General features: G+C 43.7%; 17 protein-coding genes. 7 read left to right on the top strand and 10 right to left on the bottom strand.

The features are described from left to right. Positions 1–41: 41 nt before the first annotated feature. The 3 genes from HUO09_RS19930 to argR form a co-directional block, all read right to left on the bottom strand. Positions 42–2,621 carry a TRAP transporter permease gene (locus tag HUO09_RS19930; RefSeq protein WP_188235108.1) on the bottom strand — a complete coding sequence of 860 codons (2,580 nt, stop codon included), beginning with the start codon at positions 2,619–2,621 and terminating at the stop codon, positions 42–44. 142 nt (positions 2,622–2,763) lie between these two features. Further along, complete coding sequence (locus HUO09_RS19925) at positions 2,764–3,732, bottom strand: TAXI family TRAP transporter solute-binding subunit (protein WP_188235107.1); 969 nt, start codon at positions 3,730–3,732, stop codon at positions 2,764–2,766. Between the two features lie 368 nt (positions 3,733–4,100). Next, on the bottom strand, positions 4,101–4,571 hold the full coding sequence (gene argR, locus HUO09_RS19920; protein WP_042489268.1) for a transcriptional regulator ArgR: 471 nt from the start codon (positions 4,569–4,571) through the stop codon (positions 4,101–4,103). 323 nt (positions 4,572–4,894) lie between these two features. Between argR and mdh the strand changes: the two genes are divergently transcribed. Continuing rightward, positions 4,895–5,827, top strand: a complete 933-nt coding sequence (mdh, locus tag HUO09_RS19915) for a malate dehydrogenase (protein WP_167411641.1) — start codon at positions 4,895–4,897, stop codon at positions 5,825–5,827. Between the two features lie 70 nt (positions 5,828–5,897). On the opposite strand, the gene ispB is transcribed toward mdh, so the two are convergent. Beyond that, complete coding sequence (gene ispB / locus HUO09_RS19910) at positions 5,898–6,869, bottom strand: octaprenyl diphosphate synthase (protein WP_167411642.1); 972 nt, start codon at positions 6,867–6,869, stop codon at positions 5,898–5,900. Positions 6,870–7,137: 268 nt separating this feature from the next. On the opposite strand from ispB, the gene rplU reads away from it, so the two are divergent. From rplU to folA, 6 genes are all read left to right on the top strand, one after another. Continuing rightward, the gene (gene rplU / locus HUO09_RS19905) at positions 7,138–7,449 is read left to right on the top strand and encodes a 50S ribosomal protein L21 (protein WP_042489259.1); all 312 of its coding nucleotides are present in this window, start codon (positions 7,138–7,140) and stop codon (positions 7,447–7,449) included. Positions 7,450–7,470: 21 nt separating this feature from the next. Beyond that, positions 7,471–7,728, top strand: a complete 258-nt coding sequence (gene rpmA, locus HUO09_RS19900; RefSeq protein ID WP_004409945.1) for a 50S ribosomal protein L27 — start codon at positions 7,471–7,473, stop codon at positions 7,726–7,728. A 223-nt stretch (positions 7,729–7,951) separates the two neighbouring features. Further along, the gene (gene cgtA, locus HUO09_RS19895) at positions 7,952–9,127 is read left to right on the top strand and encodes an Obg family GTPase CgtA (protein ID WP_167411643.1); all 1,176 of its coding nucleotides are present in this window, start codon (positions 7,952–7,954) and stop codon (positions 9,125–9,127) included. 129 nt (positions 9,128–9,256) lie between these two features. Continuing rightward, on the top strand, positions 9,257–10,018 hold the full coding sequence (locus tag HUO09_RS19890; protein ID WP_188235106.1) for a threonine/serine exporter family protein: 762 nt from the start codon (positions 9,257–9,259) through the stop codon (positions 10,016–10,018). A gap of 2 nt (positions 10,019–10,020) precedes the next feature. Further along, on the top strand, positions 10,021–10,494 hold the full coding sequence (locus HUO09_RS19885; protein ID WP_188235105.1) for a threonine/serine exporter family protein: 474 nt from the start codon (positions 10,021–10,023) through the stop codon (positions 10,492–10,494). Between the two features lie 44 nt (positions 10,495–10,538). Further along, positions 10,539–11,021, top strand: a complete 483-nt coding sequence (gene folA / locus HUO09_RS19880) for a type 3 dihydrofolate reductase (protein WP_167411646.1) — start codon at positions 10,539–10,541, stop codon at positions 11,019–11,021. A 57-nt stretch (positions 11,022–11,078) separates the two neighbouring features. On the opposite strand, the gene apaH is transcribed toward folA, so the two are convergent. The 6 genes from apaH to lptD all read right to left on the bottom strand — a co-directional run bounded on the left by apaH (position 11,079) and on the right by lptD (position 17,911). After that, the gene (gene apaH / locus HUO09_RS19875; protein ID WP_188235104.1) at positions 11,079–11,897 is read right to left on the bottom strand and encodes a bis(5'-nucleosyl)-tetraphosphatase (symmetrical) ApaH; all 819 of its coding nucleotides are present in this window, start codon (positions 11,895–11,897) and stop codon (positions 11,079–11,081) included. A gap of 11 nt (positions 11,898–11,908) precedes the next feature. Next, the gene (gene apaG, locus HUO09_RS19870) at positions 11,909–12,289 is read right to left on the bottom strand and encodes a Co2+/Mg2+ efflux protein ApaG (RefSeq protein ID WP_188235103.1); all 381 of its coding nucleotides are present in this window, start codon (positions 12,287–12,289) and stop codon (positions 11,909–11,911) included. Between the two features lie 63 nt (positions 12,290–12,352). Continuing rightward, positions 12,353–13,165: a 16S rRNA (adenine(1518)-N(6)/adenine(1519)-N(6))-dimethyltransferase RsmA gene (rsmA, locus tag HUO09_RS19865; protein ID WP_188235102.1), complete on the bottom strand. Its 813-nt coding sequence runs from the start codon at positions 13,163–13,165 to the stop codon at positions 12,353–12,355. Positions 13,166–13,178: 13 nt separating this feature from the next. Beyond that, entirely contained in the window at positions 13,179–14,171 is a 993-nt protein-coding gene (gene pdxA, locus HUO09_RS19860; RefSeq protein ID WP_167411650.1) for a 4-hydroxythreonine-4-phosphate dehydrogenase PdxA, read from the bottom strand. Then, entirely contained in the window at positions 14,161–15,456 is a 1,296-nt protein-coding gene (gene surA, locus HUO09_RS19855; protein WP_188235101.1) for a peptidylprolyl isomerase SurA, read from the bottom strand. Before surA ends, pdxA begins: the two co-directional genes overlap by 11 nt. Before the next feature lie 46 nt (positions 15,457–15,502). Continuing rightward, positions 15,503–17,911, bottom strand: a complete 2,409-nt coding sequence (gene lptD, locus HUO09_RS19850; RefSeq protein WP_188235100.1) for an LPS assembly protein LptD — start codon at positions 17,909–17,911, stop codon at positions 15,503–15,505. Positions 17,912–17,924 lie beyond the last annotated feature (13 nt).

Below are 17,924 nucleotides of genomic sequence, written 5' to 3'. Positions count from 1 at the left end.
TAATGTCTGGCTATTCCCTTAATGGACTAGCCAGACGAAGGTTAGGCTTTAACTTGCTCTTTTTTCGCTCTTCTTCGTTGATTCCAGCCAAGTAGCACTGTCAGTAATAGAGCAGGAAGGAATACCCATTCTTTCATTGGTCGTTCACTATCAATAATGATCGATTCAATCTCCCATCCAAAATCGATACCTGATGATTCTGCAGGGCTACCGAACTCCACCATATCAACAATCATCTTTTCACCATCGTTGTTGAGCATTAGGCCCATAGAAGAAATACGTTCTTCTGGAGTTGTTGCTCGGTCATCAAATGGCAGTAACACTGTTTTAGATACAAATTTGCCGTCAATGGTCTCACCAGCAACAAGCAATTGTACAGGTTCACCAATTGGTGTTTGTTCTACGATTTGAGCAAGCTCAACACCCGGATGTACTTCTTGTGCAGGGTAAACCATATCCCACCAAAAACCTGGGCGGAAGAAAGTAAATGTCAGAACGAGCAGAGCAACCACTTCCCACCATTTTGTCTTGGTAAACCACCAACCTTGTGTCGCGGCTGAGAACAGCAACATCGCGATAATGGATGAGATGATGGTTAATCCTAGATGCCACCAAGTATCAATCCCCATAAGCAGTAACTGGGTGTTGAATACAAACATAAACGGTAAAATGGCGGTTCGTATGTCGTAGGTAAAACCTTGAATACCGGTACGAATTGGATCGGATTTAGCAATCGCAGCTGCGGCAAACGCTGCCAGACCTACCGGTGGTGTATCATCAGCCAAAATACCGAAATAGAACACAAACAGGTGAACGGCGATAAGTGGGATGATCAATCCGTGTTGAGCACCAAGGGTTACGATAACTGGAGCCATCAGCGTTGAAACCACAATGTAGTTTGCTGTTGTTGGTAAGCCCATACCTAAAATCAGGCTGATCACCGCGGTAAAAAGTAGCATCATAATCACGCTACCACCTGAGATGAACTCAACGAAGTCTGTCATCACAAGGCCAATACCGGTCAGCGTTACTACACCCACGACCGTGCCGGCAGCTGCGGTTGCAACCCCGATACCTATCATGTTTCGAGCACCAGAAACTAAGCTTTCAAGTAAATCGACAACGCCTATTTTCGCTTGTTCAGCCGCATCATTTGATTGGTTAAACACTGCCATCAATGGGCGTTGTGTCAGCAGAATGAACATCATAAAGACAGTTGCCCAAAACGCTGATAAGCCCGGAGAAAAACGTTCAACGGTTAAACACCAAACTAGAACAACAATCGGTAATAGAAAGTGCAGGCCAGATTTTACTGTTGGGCCAACATCAGGGATCTCTTGAATATCTTCATCAAGATCAAATCCACCATCTTTGGCATACTTTGCAGATACCTTAACCAGTGCAACATAGGAAGCAAGTAATGCAATGCCCACTAGCACTGTCGCTGCTGAGCCAAAAACATCTTTTGTCCAACCAACCCCGTAATAAACCAACGCACTAATGACACAGATAGCCAGAATAGTTCCAGTGAAAGAGAGCATGCTTTGTAAGAATGTCGAAGTGTGTCGTCTTGGCAGACCTTGCATGCCTGCTTTACACGCTTCTAAGTGAACAATGTAGATCAAAGCGATGTACGAAATTAGTGCTGGTAAAAGTGCAGCTTTGATCACTTCTACATAAGAAATACCGACGTATTCCACCATCAAGAATGCAGCAGCGCCCATGATTGGTGGAGTGAGCTGGCCATTGGTTGAAGCTGCAACTTCTACAGCGCCTGCTTTTGAAGCTGGGAAGCCGACTTTCTTCATTAGCGGAATAGTAAACGTACCCGTTGTCACAACGTTGGCAATCGAAGAACCAGAAACCAGCCCAGATAAACCGGATGCAACCACCGCCGCTTTTGCTGGGCCGCCACGCATATGACCTAATAAAGAGAAGGCTACTTTAATGAAGTATGAACCAGCACCTGCTCTTTCCAGCATTGCACCAAAGAGCACGAACAGGAATACAAATGAGGTAGAAACACCTAAAGCTACACCGAACACACCTTCTGTTGTTAGCCATAGGTGTGACATTGCTTTATTTAAGCTCGCGCCTTTGTGAGCAATAACCTCTGGCATATATGGCCCAGCAAAGGTGTAAAACAAGAATACCGCAGCAACCGCCATTAATGGTGGACCAAGCGCTCGTCGAGTTGCTTCTAGCAGCAATAGCATACCGACAGAAGCTGTAACAACATCAAGCAGCGTTGGCGCTCCAGAGCGGCCAGCTAATTGCGCGTAGAATAAATAGATGTATGCAGCACAAAAGCTACCTACCAGTGCGAATATCCAATCGATAAGCGGGATTCGATCTCGAGAAGAGTTCTTTAAAGCCGGATAGGCAGTAAAGGCAAGAAAGACGGCAAACGATAAATGAATTGCTCTTGCTTGAGTATCGATAAGTACGCCGAAATTAAAAACGAACGGTAACGGAGATGCGTACCAAAGTTGGAACAATGACCAACATAGTGGCACAAACCACAAAATACGACCCGGAATACCACTTGGGTTTCTGGCGCCTGTATCCGCTTGTGCGACCATCTCTTGCACATCTTGAGACGGAGAATTTGTCTGCGTCATGTACATTATCCTTTTAATGATGGTAAAGAGTTACAACGAAGAGAGGTTTTCTAAATGTGAGCGAAAACCCAAAATATTGAACGTAAATAGAGATTAACAATAAGGAGGCACTAAGCCCCCTTATTGTCGGAGTTGCTAGTAATTATTTTAGCAGACCGATTTCTTTGTAGTACTTCACAGCACCTGGATGAAGTGGGATAGAAAGACCCGCTTTAACCATGTCTTCTTTCTTCAGGTTTGCAAATGCAGGGTGCAAACGAGTGAAAGTTTCGAAGTTTTCGAATACTGCTTTTGCGACGTTGTAAGCGACTTCATCTGAAACATCAGATGTTGTTACTAGAGTCGCAGCTACACCGAAGCTCTTCACATCCTGATCTGTACCACGGTACATACCCGCAGGAACTGTGGTGTATGCGTAGTATGGGTTGCCCGCAACGATCTTATCGATCTGCTCGCCTGTTGCTGGAACTAGCTTAGCGTCACATGAGGTTGTCGCTTCTTTGATTGAGCCGTTTGGGTGACCAACCATGTAGATGAATGCGTCGATTTTGTTATCACACAATGCTTGAGAGCGCTCAGAACCTTTTAGTTCAGAAGCCAATTTGAAGCTATCATTCGTCCAGCCAAATGCATCCATAACAACTTGCATTGTGGCACGGTCACCAGAGCCTGGGTTACCAATGTTTACACGTTTACCAGCAAGATCTGCTACACCGTTAATACCTGAGTCAGAGCGGGCGATGATGTTAAAAGGTTCTGTGTGAAGAGAGAACATCGCGCGTAATTTTTTGAATGGGCCTTGTTCTGCAAATTCACTTGTTCCGTTGTAGCCGTGGTATTGCCAGTCTGACTGCACGATACCGAAATCAAGTTCACCTGAACGAATTGTATTTACGTTGTAAATAGAACCGCCAGTAGATTCTACAGAGCAGCGAATGTTGTGTTCTTTACGGTCTTTGTTAACAAGCTTACAGATTGCACCACCCGTTGGGTAATAAACACCAGTGACAGAACCGGTACCAATAGTGATGAACTCTTGAGCGTTAACTGCGCCTGCACCAAGGATTGTTGCAGCAATAGCGCCGACCTTTATGATTTTATTCAATGCCATGAATTTCCCTTCCTTCATTCATAATTCTCCAAAACAAGTGTAGCTGCTTTGGTCGTTTCTTCATGAGAAACAATAGCTTTTTCAATCCTTATGTTGAAAAAGTGTCAGGATAATAGCAAAAAAACGTCACATAATAATAGTGATGTTTAAAAATGTAGTCATAAAAGCTAAGTATTACCACAAACTTAGAATGATTTGTTTAATGATGTATAAACTTTGTAATTAATCAGTTGCGCTACTTTTGGGTGAGCAAACAATGGTTGATTCTGAGGATTATAGATAAGAAAAAGTCACGCCTTGATCCCAGTACGTGACTTCTAGAAAGGTAATAATGTATAGCGATTAATGAGTTACACTCAGATAGCTATTTAGCCAGCGTACTCAAACAGTTCACAAACAGAAGTAAATAGCTGTTTAGTTGTAATATTCAGCGTAGGGGTAATGAAGATAGTATCGTCACCAGCGACAACGCCAAGGATACCTTCAGATTTACCTAGAGAGTCAAGTAAACGAGCGATAAGTTGGGCAGCACCAGGGCCAGTATGGATCACGACGAGTGCATTGTTGTAGTCAACATCCAGAACCAGTTCCCGCAGCGAGCTTGATACAGTCGGAACGCCTAATTCAGCAGGTAAGCAGTAAACCATTTCCATTTTTGCGTTACGTGTGCGCACAGCACCGAACTTCGTAAGCATACGGGAGACTTTAGATTGGTTAATATTGTCAAAGCCTTCATTTTTTAGAGCGTCAACGATATCGCCTTGAGAGCCAAATCGTTCTTCTTTTAATAAAGCTTTAAAAGCGCGGACTAGGTTGTCTTGTTTATCTGCACTACGCATATTTTTGTTACCACTAATTCAATAATGGTGCATATTCTCGCATAGATATTCACTTACAGGCAAATTAAGGTTTAAAACTGTCTTAAAGGTCACTTTAAATCGATAGAATTCAGGCTCATTGATAGAGAAAAAAGGAAGATTTAAGAGGGCAAGGGATATGTCAATACTTAGTTAACGATTGGCGAGTTGACGAGGAAGTGTTCGAGGTCGCAAAGCTGGCGTTAACTGTTTGTAATCAACTTGTGATTACTATAATTTTTTGGTCAGATATTACACTACCCTACAAAACATAAATAAGAGAAAAACTCACAAGGAGAACGATAATGAAAGTCTCTGTAATTGGTGCCGCTGGTGGCATCGGTCAAGCCCTCGCTTTATTGCTTAAAAACCGCTTACCAGCAGGTTCAGATCTTGCTCTGTATGATATCGCGCCGGTGACACCGGGTGTTGCCGCAGACTTAAGTCATATACCAACCCCTGTTTCTATAAAGGGTTATTGTGGTGAAGATCCAACTCCTGCTCTTGAAGGCTCTGATGTTGTTTTAATTTCTGCTGGTGTTGCTCGTAAACCGGGCATGGATCGTGCGGATCTATTCAATGTGAATGCTGGAATTGTAAGATCTCTGGCAGAGCGCATTGCAGTAGTTTGTCCAAATGCGTGTGTGGGTATTATCACTAATCCAGTGAATACCACAGTTCCTATTGCTGCTGAAGTTTTGAAAAAAGCGGGTGTTTACGATAAACGCAGGCTGTTTGGTGTTACGACTCTGGACGTTATTCGTGCTGAGACTTTCGTTGCAGAATTAAAGCAGAAAGACCCAGGTGATGTTCGTGTTCCTGTGATTGGTGGTCACTCTGGTGTGACGATTCTTCCTCTTCTTTCTCAAGTAGAAGGTGTTGAATTTACGGATGCAGAAGTGGAAGCATTGACCAAGCGTATTCAAAATGCAGGTACAGAAGTTGTAGAAGCAAAAGCGGGTGGCGGTAGTGCAACGCTATCTATGGGACAAGCGGCTTGCCGATTCGGTTTGTCTTTAGTTAAAGCTCTACAAGGTGAAGATGTTATTGAATACGCTTATGTTGAAGGTAACGGTGAACATGCACCTTTCTTTGCTCAACCAGTCAAGTTGGGTAAAAACGGAGTAGAAGAAGTGTTGAGCTATGGTCCTCTTAGCCAGTTTGAAAAAGCGGCATTGGATGACATGTTAGAAACACTTAATGGCGATATTCAAACAGGTGTTGAGTTCGTTAAGTAATTCTGTGTTTAAATAATTTTCTAGCCGCTCCCAGATGGAGCGGCTTTTTTTTATGACTACTTATTTATTCTTACTTACTGCGATTCACTGCCATGTGCGCGAGAGTAACTAATGCCTGTTTATATTCACTCTCTGGTAAAACGGCGAGCTGAGCAATGGCTTTATCCGCTTCTTCTAAAGCTTTGTTCACGGTATACGTTAGGGAACCTGCTTGTTCCATTGCCGCGAGGATATCGTTAAGACGTTCCATACCGTTTGCATGTTCAATTGCTTCGCGAATCATTTCAGCTTGTTCTGGAGTACCATTACGCATTGCATGTAGTAGGGGAAGAGTAGGCTTGCCTTCTGCGAGGTCATCGCCGACATTTTTACCCATTTCCTCGCCATCTGAAGTGTAATCCATCACGTCGTCGATTAGCTGGAATGCAGTACCTAAATATTTACCGTAATTCTGCAAAGCGGTTTCTACGTCTTCTGGAGCATCAACCAAAATCGCCCCGATTTGGGTTGCCGCTTCGAACAAACGGGCAGTTTTAGAATAGATGACCTGCATGTACAGCTCTTCAGTGGTATTCGGATCATTGCAGTTCATTAATTGTTGAACTTCACCTTCCGCAATCACGTTTACTGCATCGCTCATGAGCTTAAGGATCTTCATTGATCCTAGTTCTGTCATCATCTGAAATGAACGCGTATAGATAAAATCACCGACCAACACGCTAGCTGCATTTCCAAATGCTGCATTGGCAGTTTCTTTGCCTCGACGCATGTCTGATTCATCGACGACATCGTCGTGCAACAGGGTTGCTGTATGAATAAATTCGATGAATGCCGCGGCAGTCGTATGCGCAGTACCTTCGTAACCAAGAGCTTTGGCTGATAACACTGCTAGTAAAGGTCTGAGACGCTTGCCGCCACTACCGACAATATAGAACCCGAGTTGATTGATCAAAGAGACATCAGAGTTGAGCTGAGCTTGAATTGTTTCATTCACTTTTGCCATGTCATCGGCAGTAAGCGCTTGGATAGCTTTAAAATCCATTGTACATCCGGCTGAAGTTAGAGCTTGTAAGGCATTTTGTCTTCTAGAATTGTTGAATAATACACTAAAAAGCATTGATTAATACACGCCATAAAGGCATGATTGCGGCACTTTTGTTTGGCGATTAGCTTTTCGCCAATTTTTTTAAAATATGGCTTGTCATAGGACCATCATTCACGTAGAATCTGCGCCCTATTGATGATTAGTTTAGCGCACACCCTCATTGCTCACATATAGCATAGGCTGTGCGGAAAGAGCGGAGTAAAATATGTACGCTGTTTTCCAATCTGGTGGTAAACAACACCGTGTAAGCGAAGGTCAAACTCTTCGTTTAGAGAAATTAGACGTTGAAACTGGTGCAACTGTTGAATTTGATAAAGTTCTTCTAGTTGCTAACGGTGAAGAAATCACTGTTGGTGCACCTCTTGTTGAAGGCGGTAAAATTACTGCTGAAGTAGTACAACACGGCCGTGGCGATAAAGTTAAAATCGTTAAGTTCCGTCGTCGTAAGCACTCTCGTAAACAACAAGGCCACCGTCAGTGGTTCACTGAAGTGAAAATTACTGGCATCAACGCTTAAGTAACTTAGGAGAGTTTAACAATGGCACACAAAAAAGCTGGCGGTTCTACTCGTAACGGCCGTGATTCAGAAAGTAAACGTCTTGGTGTTAAGCGTTTCGGTGGTGAATCTGTATTAGCAGGTAACATCATCGTTCGTCAACGTGGTACTAAGTTCCACGCTGGCACTAACGTTGGTATCGGTAAAGACCACACTCTTTTCGCTCTTACTGAAGGTAAAGTGAAATTTGAAGTTAAAGGTCCTAAAAACCGTAAATTTGTTAGCATCGAAGCTGAATAAATTTAATACCTAACTGAATTCAAAAGCCCTACCGTTACGGTGGGGTTTTTTATTTATGCAGAACAAAAAAGAAGGGGTTCTTCAGTAGAAGAATATAGAGTCTCTTCTTATCTGTTCCAATATGTAGCTTTAGATCTCTCGTCAACGCGATGAATCTGGATCTGCTAAAATTTATATCACTGGTAGTAAGTGATATTGCAACGCAAGTAATGCGGAGTAAGTAATGAAATTCGTTGATGAAGCGGTAATTAAAGTCGAAGCGGGCGATGGCGGTAACGGCGTTGTTAGCTTTTGGCGTGAAAAATTCGTAACGAAAGGTGGCCCCGATGGTGGCGACGGCGGCGATGGTGGCGATGTCTACATCGAAGCTGATGAGAACTTAAATACACTGGTTGACTATCGTTTCCAGCGTTTTTACGCGGCAGAACGTGGCCAAAACGGCAGTGGCGGTAACTGTACGGGTAAACGTGGTAAAGACATTACTCTGAAAGTGCCAGTAGGCACTCGTGCAGTGGATATTCACACCAATGAAATCGTTGGTGAAGTGGCTGAACATGGCAAGAAAGTGATGATTGCTAAGGGCGGCTGGCACGGTCTTGGTAACACCCGTTTTAAATCGTCTGTAAACCGCGCTCCACGTCAGAAGACAATGGGTACTAAAGGTGAAGTTCGTGAACTACGCCTAGAGCTATTGTTGCTTGCTGATGTAGGTATGTTAGGTTTGCCAAACGCTGGTAAATCGACCTTTATTCGCTCTGTATCTGCAGCGAAACCAAAGGTTGCAGACTACCCATTTACCACATTAATCCCAAGCTTGGGTGTAGTGAGTGTTGTACCTGAGAAAAGCTTTGTTGTTGCTGACATTCCTGGGTTGATCGAAGGTGCTGCAGAAGGCGCTGGTCTAGGTATTCGTTTCTTGAAACACCTAGAGCGTTGTCGCGTGTTGCTGCACATGATCGATATTTTACCTATTGATGGAAGTGAGCCTGCACAAAACGCTCTGACCATTATGGATGAGCTTGAGCAATACAGCGAAAAACTAGCGAAGAAGCCAGTTTGGTTAGTGTTTAACAAAACGGATCTGATGCTTGAAGAAGAGGCGGATGAAAAGATCCAAGAGATCTTAGAGGCGCTAGCGTGGGAAGGTCCACACTTCAAGATTTCAGCGGTGAACAAACAAGGTACTGCAGAACTTTGTCGTGAGCTGGCAGACTTTATGGAAACTCTACCTCGTGCAGAAGAAGAGCTAAGTGAAGAGCAGAAAGTTGAGTTTATGTGGGATGATTACCACAAAGACGCAATGGCTGGCCGCAATGTTGTCACTGAAGATGATGACGACGATTGGGATGACTGGGACGATGAAGAAGATGACGGTCACGTTATCTATGTTCGTGAATAGTTCTGCCAACTGAATTTAGCCGCAATGATTTATTGCGGCTTTTTTGTGTCTAAATCATATTTCACGATATGATTTTCATGCAAACTAGAGTTTCGCAATTTTTACCCTTAGGACGTTAGGAAAGGAATCATGGCATCCAGACAGAGAGCCGTATCAAGGTTAATCGCACAAGCAGGTCAAATGTTACTAGCTCATGGCGCTGAAAGTGCTTTGGTGGTTGGGATCATGGAAAGGATGGGGCGTGCCTGTGGCATGACCGAAGTGGAAGTTTCACTCTCAGCCGGATCTTTAGTTGTCACGACTCTGGAAAGTGATCACTGTATTACGACAACTCGACGTTGCGCCGATCGTGGTATCAACATGCGTGCGGTGACACAGATTCAGCGTATTTGCATCATGATGGAAAAAGGTCTGCTTGATCATTCCTTAGCGCAGAAAAAACTTAATCAGATTAGCCCTGAGCGCTACAACCGTTGGTTAGTCGTGTTGATGATCGGTTTGTCCTGTTCCTCTTTTTCCCACCTTGCTGGTGGTGATTGGACGGTATTTGCTATCACCTTTATTGCTTCTGCTGTTGGTATGTTTGTTCGTCAGGAAATTGGCCATCGTCATTTCAATCCGTTGTTGAACTTTGCTGCGACCGCTTTTGTTACGTCTGTCATTTCCGCACAAGCAGTTATCTATCAACTCGGTAATAAACCAACCATAGTTATGGCTTCCTCGGTGCTTATGTTAGTGCCGGGCTTTCCTTTAATTAACTCGGTGGCAGATATGCTCAAAGGCTTTGTAAACATAGGTATTGCCCGTTTTGTGATGGCGAGTTTACTGACGTTAGCGACATGTCTGGGAATTATTGCAGCCATGAGTATTACCGACGTGTGGGGGTGGTAGAGATGTTAAATTGGCAATTACTGTTTGGTCTTATTAACGATATGTTCTTTGCTTCTATTCCGGCGGTTGGGTTTGCATTGGTGTTCAATGTGCCCGTGCCTGCATTGAAATATTGCGCTCTGGGCGGCGCTATCGGTCATGGTTCTCGCTATTTAATGATGCAGTTTGGTATTCCGATTGAGTGGGCAACCTTCTTTGCCGCAACCATTGTAGGCATGATAGGCGTTCATTGGTCGCATAAGTTTCTCGCTCATCCTAAAGTGTTTACTGTTGCTGCGCTAATCCCTATGGTTCCCGGAGTCTTCACCTATAAAGCTATGATCGCTATGGTGGAAATCAACCATTTAGGTTTCAGACCTGAACTATTAGAAACCTTGTTCGAGAACTTCCTTAAGGCTATGTTTATTATCGCCGGTCTAGCGGTTGGTCTTGCGGTGCCGGGGCTGTTATTCTATCGCCGAAAACCCGTAGTTTAGTCAACGGACAGTGTGAACAAGTAATCGTCGAATAGGGAAGAATAATGATCATCAGTATGATTGCCGCGATGGCAAACGATCGAATTATTGGCAAAGACAACCAAATGCCATGGCACTTACCTGCCGATTTTGCTTGGTTTAAACGTTGTACTCTAGGTAAGCCTGTTGTCATGGGACGCAAAACTTACGAATCAATAGGGCGACCTCTACCGGGAAGGCTGAATATTGTGATCAGTCGTGATCCTAATCTGAATATTGAAGGCGTGAAAGTTTCCACCTCAATTGAAGAAGCAATTAAAATCGCAGGTGACGTTGAAGAAGTCATGATCATTGGTGGTGGTAGTGTTTATGCAGAATGTCTACCTAAAGCAGAGCGTCTGTATATCACTTATATAGATGCGGATGTTGAAGGTGATACTCAGTTCCCAGATTGGGGAGATGGCTGGCAGGAAAACCATAGCGAAACCTATTCGGCTGATGAAAAGAATGCCTACGATATGAAATTTGTGATTCTAGAACGTATTTAACCCCTGCTTATAAAAGACAAAGCCCAGCATTATCGCTGGGCTTTGTTTATTTGCATTCTATTCAACGGCGGCACTGAGTGCATCCTGAGTGAAGAATTTCTTTTCTTCCCAGTGCAGCAGAGTCAGATGTCCACCCCAAACACATCCTGTATCAAGTCCAATCACGTCTTTGCCGTGATATCCTTCCAGTGCAGCCCAGTGTCCAAACAAAATTGTTTTTTCAATCGGCACTCTATTTTTGAGGTCGAACCAAGGTTGCAATAGATTACCACTGACTTCTGACGGAGGAAGTTTACACTTCATATCCAACCTTCCATCTATAAAGCAGAATCTCATTCGGGTATAAGCGTTGATGATGTAACGATAGCGATCCAGATCCTTAAGATCGGCTTGCCATTGATCTGGCTGGTTGGAATACATGTTTTCAATCAGCCACATCCAACGATCGCTCTGCAGTATAGATTCGATCTCTTTTGCACATTCACGCGCAGTGTCTAAATCCCATTTAGGAGAGAGACCAGCATGGCAAACGACAAACTCATCATGCTCTAAAAACAGTGGTTGTTTACGCAACCAATGCAGTAGGTCATCTCTGTCTTCTGCTTCTAATATTGGGCGTGTTTTGTCTTTATTTTTGATTGGATGAATGCCACAGGCTACCGCAAGGAGGTGCAAATCATGGTTGCCCAACACGACTTTTGCAGCATCTCCCAACGAACGAATGAAGCGTAATGTTTCTAAAGATTTAGGGCCGCGAGCAACGAGATCACCCGCTACCCACAATGTATCTTTTTTCGGATCAAAACTAACTTGTTCAAGCAGTAGCTGAAGTTCGTCAAAACAGCCTTGGATGTCACCAACAATATAATTCGCCACTGTTACTCCGATTAGTTTAAAACGTTGGGAACGGCCAAACGAAATGGCTCGATATTCGCGATAAACTCGTTTCCTTCATGGTCTTGCATAATGTAGTGTCCTTGCATTACGCCGACAGGAGTTTCAATCGCCGTTCCACTGGTATAGGTATATTCATCGTTGGCATCAATAAAGGGTTGCTCACCGACAACACCTTCGCCTTCGATAACCAGTTGTTTGCCATTAGCATCAGTAATTAACCAACGTCGACTGATTAACTGTACCGTTTCAGAACTTAGATTCTTAATTGTAATCAGGTACGCAAATACGTAGCGCATTTGTTCAGGAGTTGATTGTTCAGGGATATATTTGGTATGAACTTGAATCTTAATACAAGGCGCAGAGACATCCATGTGAACTCCTTATCAAGATAGGAAAAACAACAGGACGAGCTATGTCGTCCTGTTTAAAGTTTACTATTCGTGTGTATGGTTTGCATCTAACCAGTTTGCCATTGCCACAAACTGAGGCAGAGTTAGGTTTTCTGGACGCATGGAAGCGTTCACTCCGAGCTCTTCTAACACTTCAAGCGACATTAATGCTTTGTAGCAGTTACGTACAGTCTTACGACGCTGGTTGAAACCTTCACGAACTACGCGATCTAGCCATTTCAGGCTCGTCGCTGGGTGAGGCAATTCTTCATAAGGAACCAAGCGCACGACCGCTGAGTCCACTTTTGGTGGCGGAACAAACGCCGTTGGCGGTACTTCAAGTACCGGCACTACTTTACAGTAGTACTGAGCCATTACTGTCAAGCGACCATACGCTTTGCTACCAGGACCTGCAGCTAAGCGGTTTACCACTTCTTTCTGTAACATAAAGTGCATGTCTTGGATGTCTTTATGATATTCAAACAAGTGGAACATCAGCGGCGTAGAAATATTGTATGGCAGATTACCAAAAATGCGCAGTTTGTTGTTTGGCTTTACTAGTTGAGTAAAGTCAAAACGCATTGCATCACCTTCATGAATGGTCAGCTTATCTGCCAGTTCAGGATGGTTACGTAGACGTTCAGCCAAGTCACGGTCCAGCTCAATAACCGTGAATTTATCTACTTCACGACCAACGGGTTCAGTGATAGCGCCAAGACCAGGGCCGATTTCAACCAAGTTTTGACCCGGAAGTGGGTTAATTGCTGAAACGATACCGTCGATAATATAAGGATCGTTTAGAAAGTTTTGACCAAAACGTTTACGCGCTTTGTGTCCTAAGTGGACATCATTTCTCATAGTGTTCTCGAAGTTAATTCGTTTTCTTATCAACTAATTCAATAGCTTGAGCGAGTGCTGTTCTAAAGCTACCAATATCGGCTGTACCAGTGGCAGCTAGATCTAATGCTGTTCCGTGGTCAACAGACGTTCGGATAAAAGGTAGACCTAACGTGATATTCACAGAACGACCGAAGCCTTTGTATTTCAATACAGGAAGAACTTGATCGTGGTACATCCCTAAAACGGCATCCGCTTTTTGCAAGTATTTGTCATTGAAGATGGTATCTGCTGGCAGTGGGCCAATCAGATTAATGCCATCTTGCTGACGTAATTTTTCCAATGTTGGAGTAATGGTGTCGATTTCTTCTCGACCTAATACTCCATCTTCACCTGCATGAGGATTAAGGCCGCATACATATATAGTAGGCTGCTCAATCGCAAATTTCTCAACGAGATCCTTGTGGAGAATATGAATGATCTTTTCTAGACGCTCATTGGTCACCGCTTTAGAAACGTATGCCAATGGAATATGCGTGGTTACAAGTGCAACTCGTAATCCTTCCGTTGCTAGCATCATCACGACAAGTGGCGTATTAGATTGCTCAGCAAAAAACTCAGTGTGCCCACTAAAGGCTACACCTGCTCGGTTGATCACCCCTTTGTGTACAGGGCCGGTGACAATAGCATCAAATTCATTATTCATACAGCCCAAAGCGGCTCTTTCTAACGTTTTTAATACATAATGGCCGTTTTGCTCGTCCAAGTGTCCAGCTACAACGGGTACAGTGGCAGCGATGTGGTCAACAACTAGCGTTCCGGCTTTCTGAGGTTGCGGTGACACTTCTGCGTTGTAATCAAGCAGTTCAACATTAATGCCTAACGCTGTCGCTCTTTCAGCCAACATGTTTTTATCAGCACAAACAACGATTTGATGAGTCCAGTCTTCTTTAGATAAAGCCAAAACTAAGTCTGGCCCAATCCCAGCAGGCTCACCAGCGGTAACCACGATGCGCTTAATTTTCATCTTGTTCACCTTTTAACTCTTCAACAAAAGCACTCGCTCTCAACTCTTGTATCCAAGCACTGGCTTCTTCGTTGAATTTGCGATTGAACAAAATACCGTAAGCCTTGTTTTTAAGAGCTGAGTCAGTACGGTCTACTTCGCGTCTATCAAGTACTTCTACGATGTGCCAGCCATGCACAGTTTTAAATGGTTCACTGATTTGTCCAACAGGTAGTGTTTCCACTTGATGTTTGAATTCTGGAACGTATAAATCTGGCGTTTGGTAACCCAATTCACCATGTTGCGCGGCAGAACCTGGGTCTTGGCTGTATTGTTGTGCAAGGTCACCGAATTTCGCCTTACCCGCTTTAATTTGCTGAATGAAGCCTTCGAGCTGTTTTTTAGCGCCTTCGTCACTCAAAATAATGGTTGGCTTGATCAAAATGTGGCGAGTGTTTACTTCGGTTACCGCCACAGTTTCTAGGCCTTTTACATCATCAATTTTTAAGATATGGAAGCCAACCCCGCTGCGGAAGGGCCCGATAATGCTACCTTTATTTTGCATCTTGATTTGGTCGGCAAAAATGGTTGGCATCTCTTCTTTGCGCATCCAACCCCAGTTACCACCTTCCAATGCTTTTGGCCCTTTGGAGTAGCTGTAAGCCATTTTGCTAAAGTCTGCACCAGCGTTAAGTTGTTCAACCAGATCGTTGGCTTGCTTTTCTAACTGTGCTTTATCTTGATTATCACTGAAGCGTAATTGGATATGACTGATTTTATATTGAACGGTTGCATTGGTTTCTTGCGCAAGTAGCTCTGCCAACGTATCGACTTCTGCTGGCAATATATTGATTCGGCGACGAACCATAGCATTACGAGCTTCACTGGCAGACATCTCTTTGCGAATTTGTTCACGAAACTCAGGGTAGGTGAGCCCTTGCGCACTTACCGAAGCTTGTAACTGCTCTAATGTTTGATTATTTTGCTTGGCAATATTACCAATGGCGTCGTTCAGTCGAGCATCATCGATTCTTACACCAATACGCTCAGCTTCTTGTTGTTGCAGGGTATCGATGATGAGCTTTTCTCTTACCTGTGAACGGAGAACCGACTCTTCTGGAAGAGCTTGACCATTACTACTGGCATTTATTTTGACCGTTTTTAATGCACTATCGATGTCACTTTGTAAGATAACACCACCGTTTACAATGATGGCAACGCGGTCAAGTTCTACTGGTGCAGCATTAACATTGCTCACGCTTAGAGCTGCGACTAAACCTAAGAGGGTGTGTTTCCACAAGTTCATTTAAATTCCTATTATCTTAATAACTTATAGTTATCTAAGTCGTAAATTAGTTATTCAAGAAGAATGGACGACCATAGCTGAGAGAGTTACCAGCGCTGTCAATCCCAGTCATGCTAGAGCCCGCACCAACACTGGTACCAAAACCGATGATGCCGATGTTAAAGCTAAAGTTGTTTTCGTAAACTGGGTCTTTGTAATAGGCCACATCGTTGAAGCTGGTGGTGCCCCAACTCTTCAATTGATTGCTGTAGGTAAAACCCATGTACCAGCAGTCAGATGTGTAACGTAAGTTCGCTAGCCATTCCAATGCTTCATCAGTCGTCAAGTCGTGGAAATATTGGGCACTTGCATACCATTTCCTAGACAGCTGATAGCCTGCGATGACACCTGCTTGAGAGATGCCGTCTTGGGTGATATTGGCGACATCAATGCTTTCACCAACAGTGTTTTCAATATATTCCTTGGTGACATAACGATAGTTAGTCTGGATAAATCCATCATTGAATCGATATTCTAGAGTGCTGTTAGCCAATTGCAGCGCACTGGTGTCAACATCGTATTGAACCCCGCCGTGGTAGAAAAGGAAGTCATCATAGTTGAAGTCCATCTCCATTGCCCAAGCAGAGTAATTGGTCTTACTTCCTGAATCAGAATTTTTCTCTTCTGAGTAATTGGAAGGTTTAAACTTCTTATCGATATAAAAAATTTGACCAAAAGCGATGTTTAAGCGTTCTTTGTATGCATCGTCAAAAAAGCGGCTTGATGCACCATAGCTGAACTGGTTTGCAGATGCGATGTAATCAACGCCACTGTACTTACGGCTGCGGAACAGACCATAGTAATCCGTTTGCAATAGGGTGGTATCATAAAGGCCGATATTGCTTTGATCTTTGTTCGGCACGTACAAATATTGAACTTGCGGTTCCAGCGTTTGGGTGTAGTTATCAAAGAGAACCGTATCACGCTCCAAAACAATACCAGCATTGGTTCTGAACTCTGGAATCACACGTGAAACGTTTTCTTGCAAGCCATAGTATTCATTGTCATTTTTCCCATCGCCATCACTATCTTGGTAAGACGTATCAACATTACTGATATCTTGTTGGTAATAGGTTCCGAGCAGGCGAGCTTCAGTAGTCCAAGTTCCCCAAGTATTGGCTAAAGGAATCTTAAAGCCAGGTTCGATGTGTAAACGAGTGGCTGATGGTTTACCTTCACCGTCTGTCTCAAAGCGCGAGATATGGCTTTTCAAATCAAAGTCCAAATAGCGCATCAGTTCAGGAGCATAGTAATTTAATGCTATTTGAGGCATTAAACGATAAGGCTGGTTAGCGCTGGTTTGATCTTCGAGTAATAATTGGAACTGTCTCACCAGAACGGACGTATCCCAGTTTTGGCTACGATAAGTTACTTGCCCTTCCTGAATCAACTGGCCATCTTCACGATTACCGATGCTGGAATCCAAATCTGAGAAGTAGCTGTAATCACTGACTTTTGAGTAGTCGACCTCAAACTTCCATGCCTGTTGGAAAATACCGCTGTGTTCGTATTGGTATCCCCAACGAGCGCCTTTATCTAAATGAAGCTGATCTTCGTTGAGATACTCAGATTTGATCTGACCTTGGCCGAAATCGCTCAGGTAACGAAACACACTGTTAAGCTGCGAACCACGGTTCTGCATGTAGTGATAAGTGGTTTCCAAATCGTAATTTGGTGCTAGGTTCCAATAGACGGGAATATCCATCTCGAAACCGTCTCTGGTGCCATACGAGACGGTTGGATACAAGAAACCTGTTTTACGTGTATCACCAATCGGAACCGTTAAAAAAGGCAGATAGAAAACAGGAACGCTCTGAATTTCTAAACGAGGGTTGTAGAAGGTCGCCTGTTCTTCATTTTGGTCAATATCAATACTGGATGCGCGTAAACGCCATGCGTTATCATCTTCAGGACAAGAGGTAATTGAACCGTCTTCAATTTCATAAACTGCTTTACCCGTCTTAGCCACATACTTAGCATCACCACGGCCAGGTTCACACAGGAATTTGTAGCGTGTGTTTTCTAGTGTCATCTCATCGTTATTGAGATTATTCACTGCTTTATCGGCTACCGCTTTAACTTGACCATCACTGAAATTCACATTTCCTTCGGCAACGGCAATGTTGTCTTTCTGGTGCAGAGTAACATTATCCGCTTCAATGCGTTTTTTACCTTGCACAACCACGACGTTGCCAGAGTAAGTCGCTTTATCGCCATTAATTGCTTCTAGATTATCCGCTTCGACATTGATAGGCTGTTCGTTTGGATTCTCTGGTTCAGGTTCATTAATAAGACACTGATCGATAGCAGGCAGCTTCTGCGCACTGTTATCTAGCGTATCTTCTGCATGGATTTGTGGTGCAAACAGTGCAGCACTAATAGAAACAGCTAAAAATGAGCGGGAAAAAAGTGACATTGAATTGTACTAT

Origin of the sequence: Vibrio sp. Y2-5 (assembly GCF_014596725.1) — a bacterium.
Classification (GTDB): domain Bacteria; phylum Pseudomonadota; class Gammaproteobacteria; order Enterobacterales; family Vibrionaceae; genus Vibrio.
This window is presented reverse-complemented; position numbering and strand designations above follow the sequence as displayed.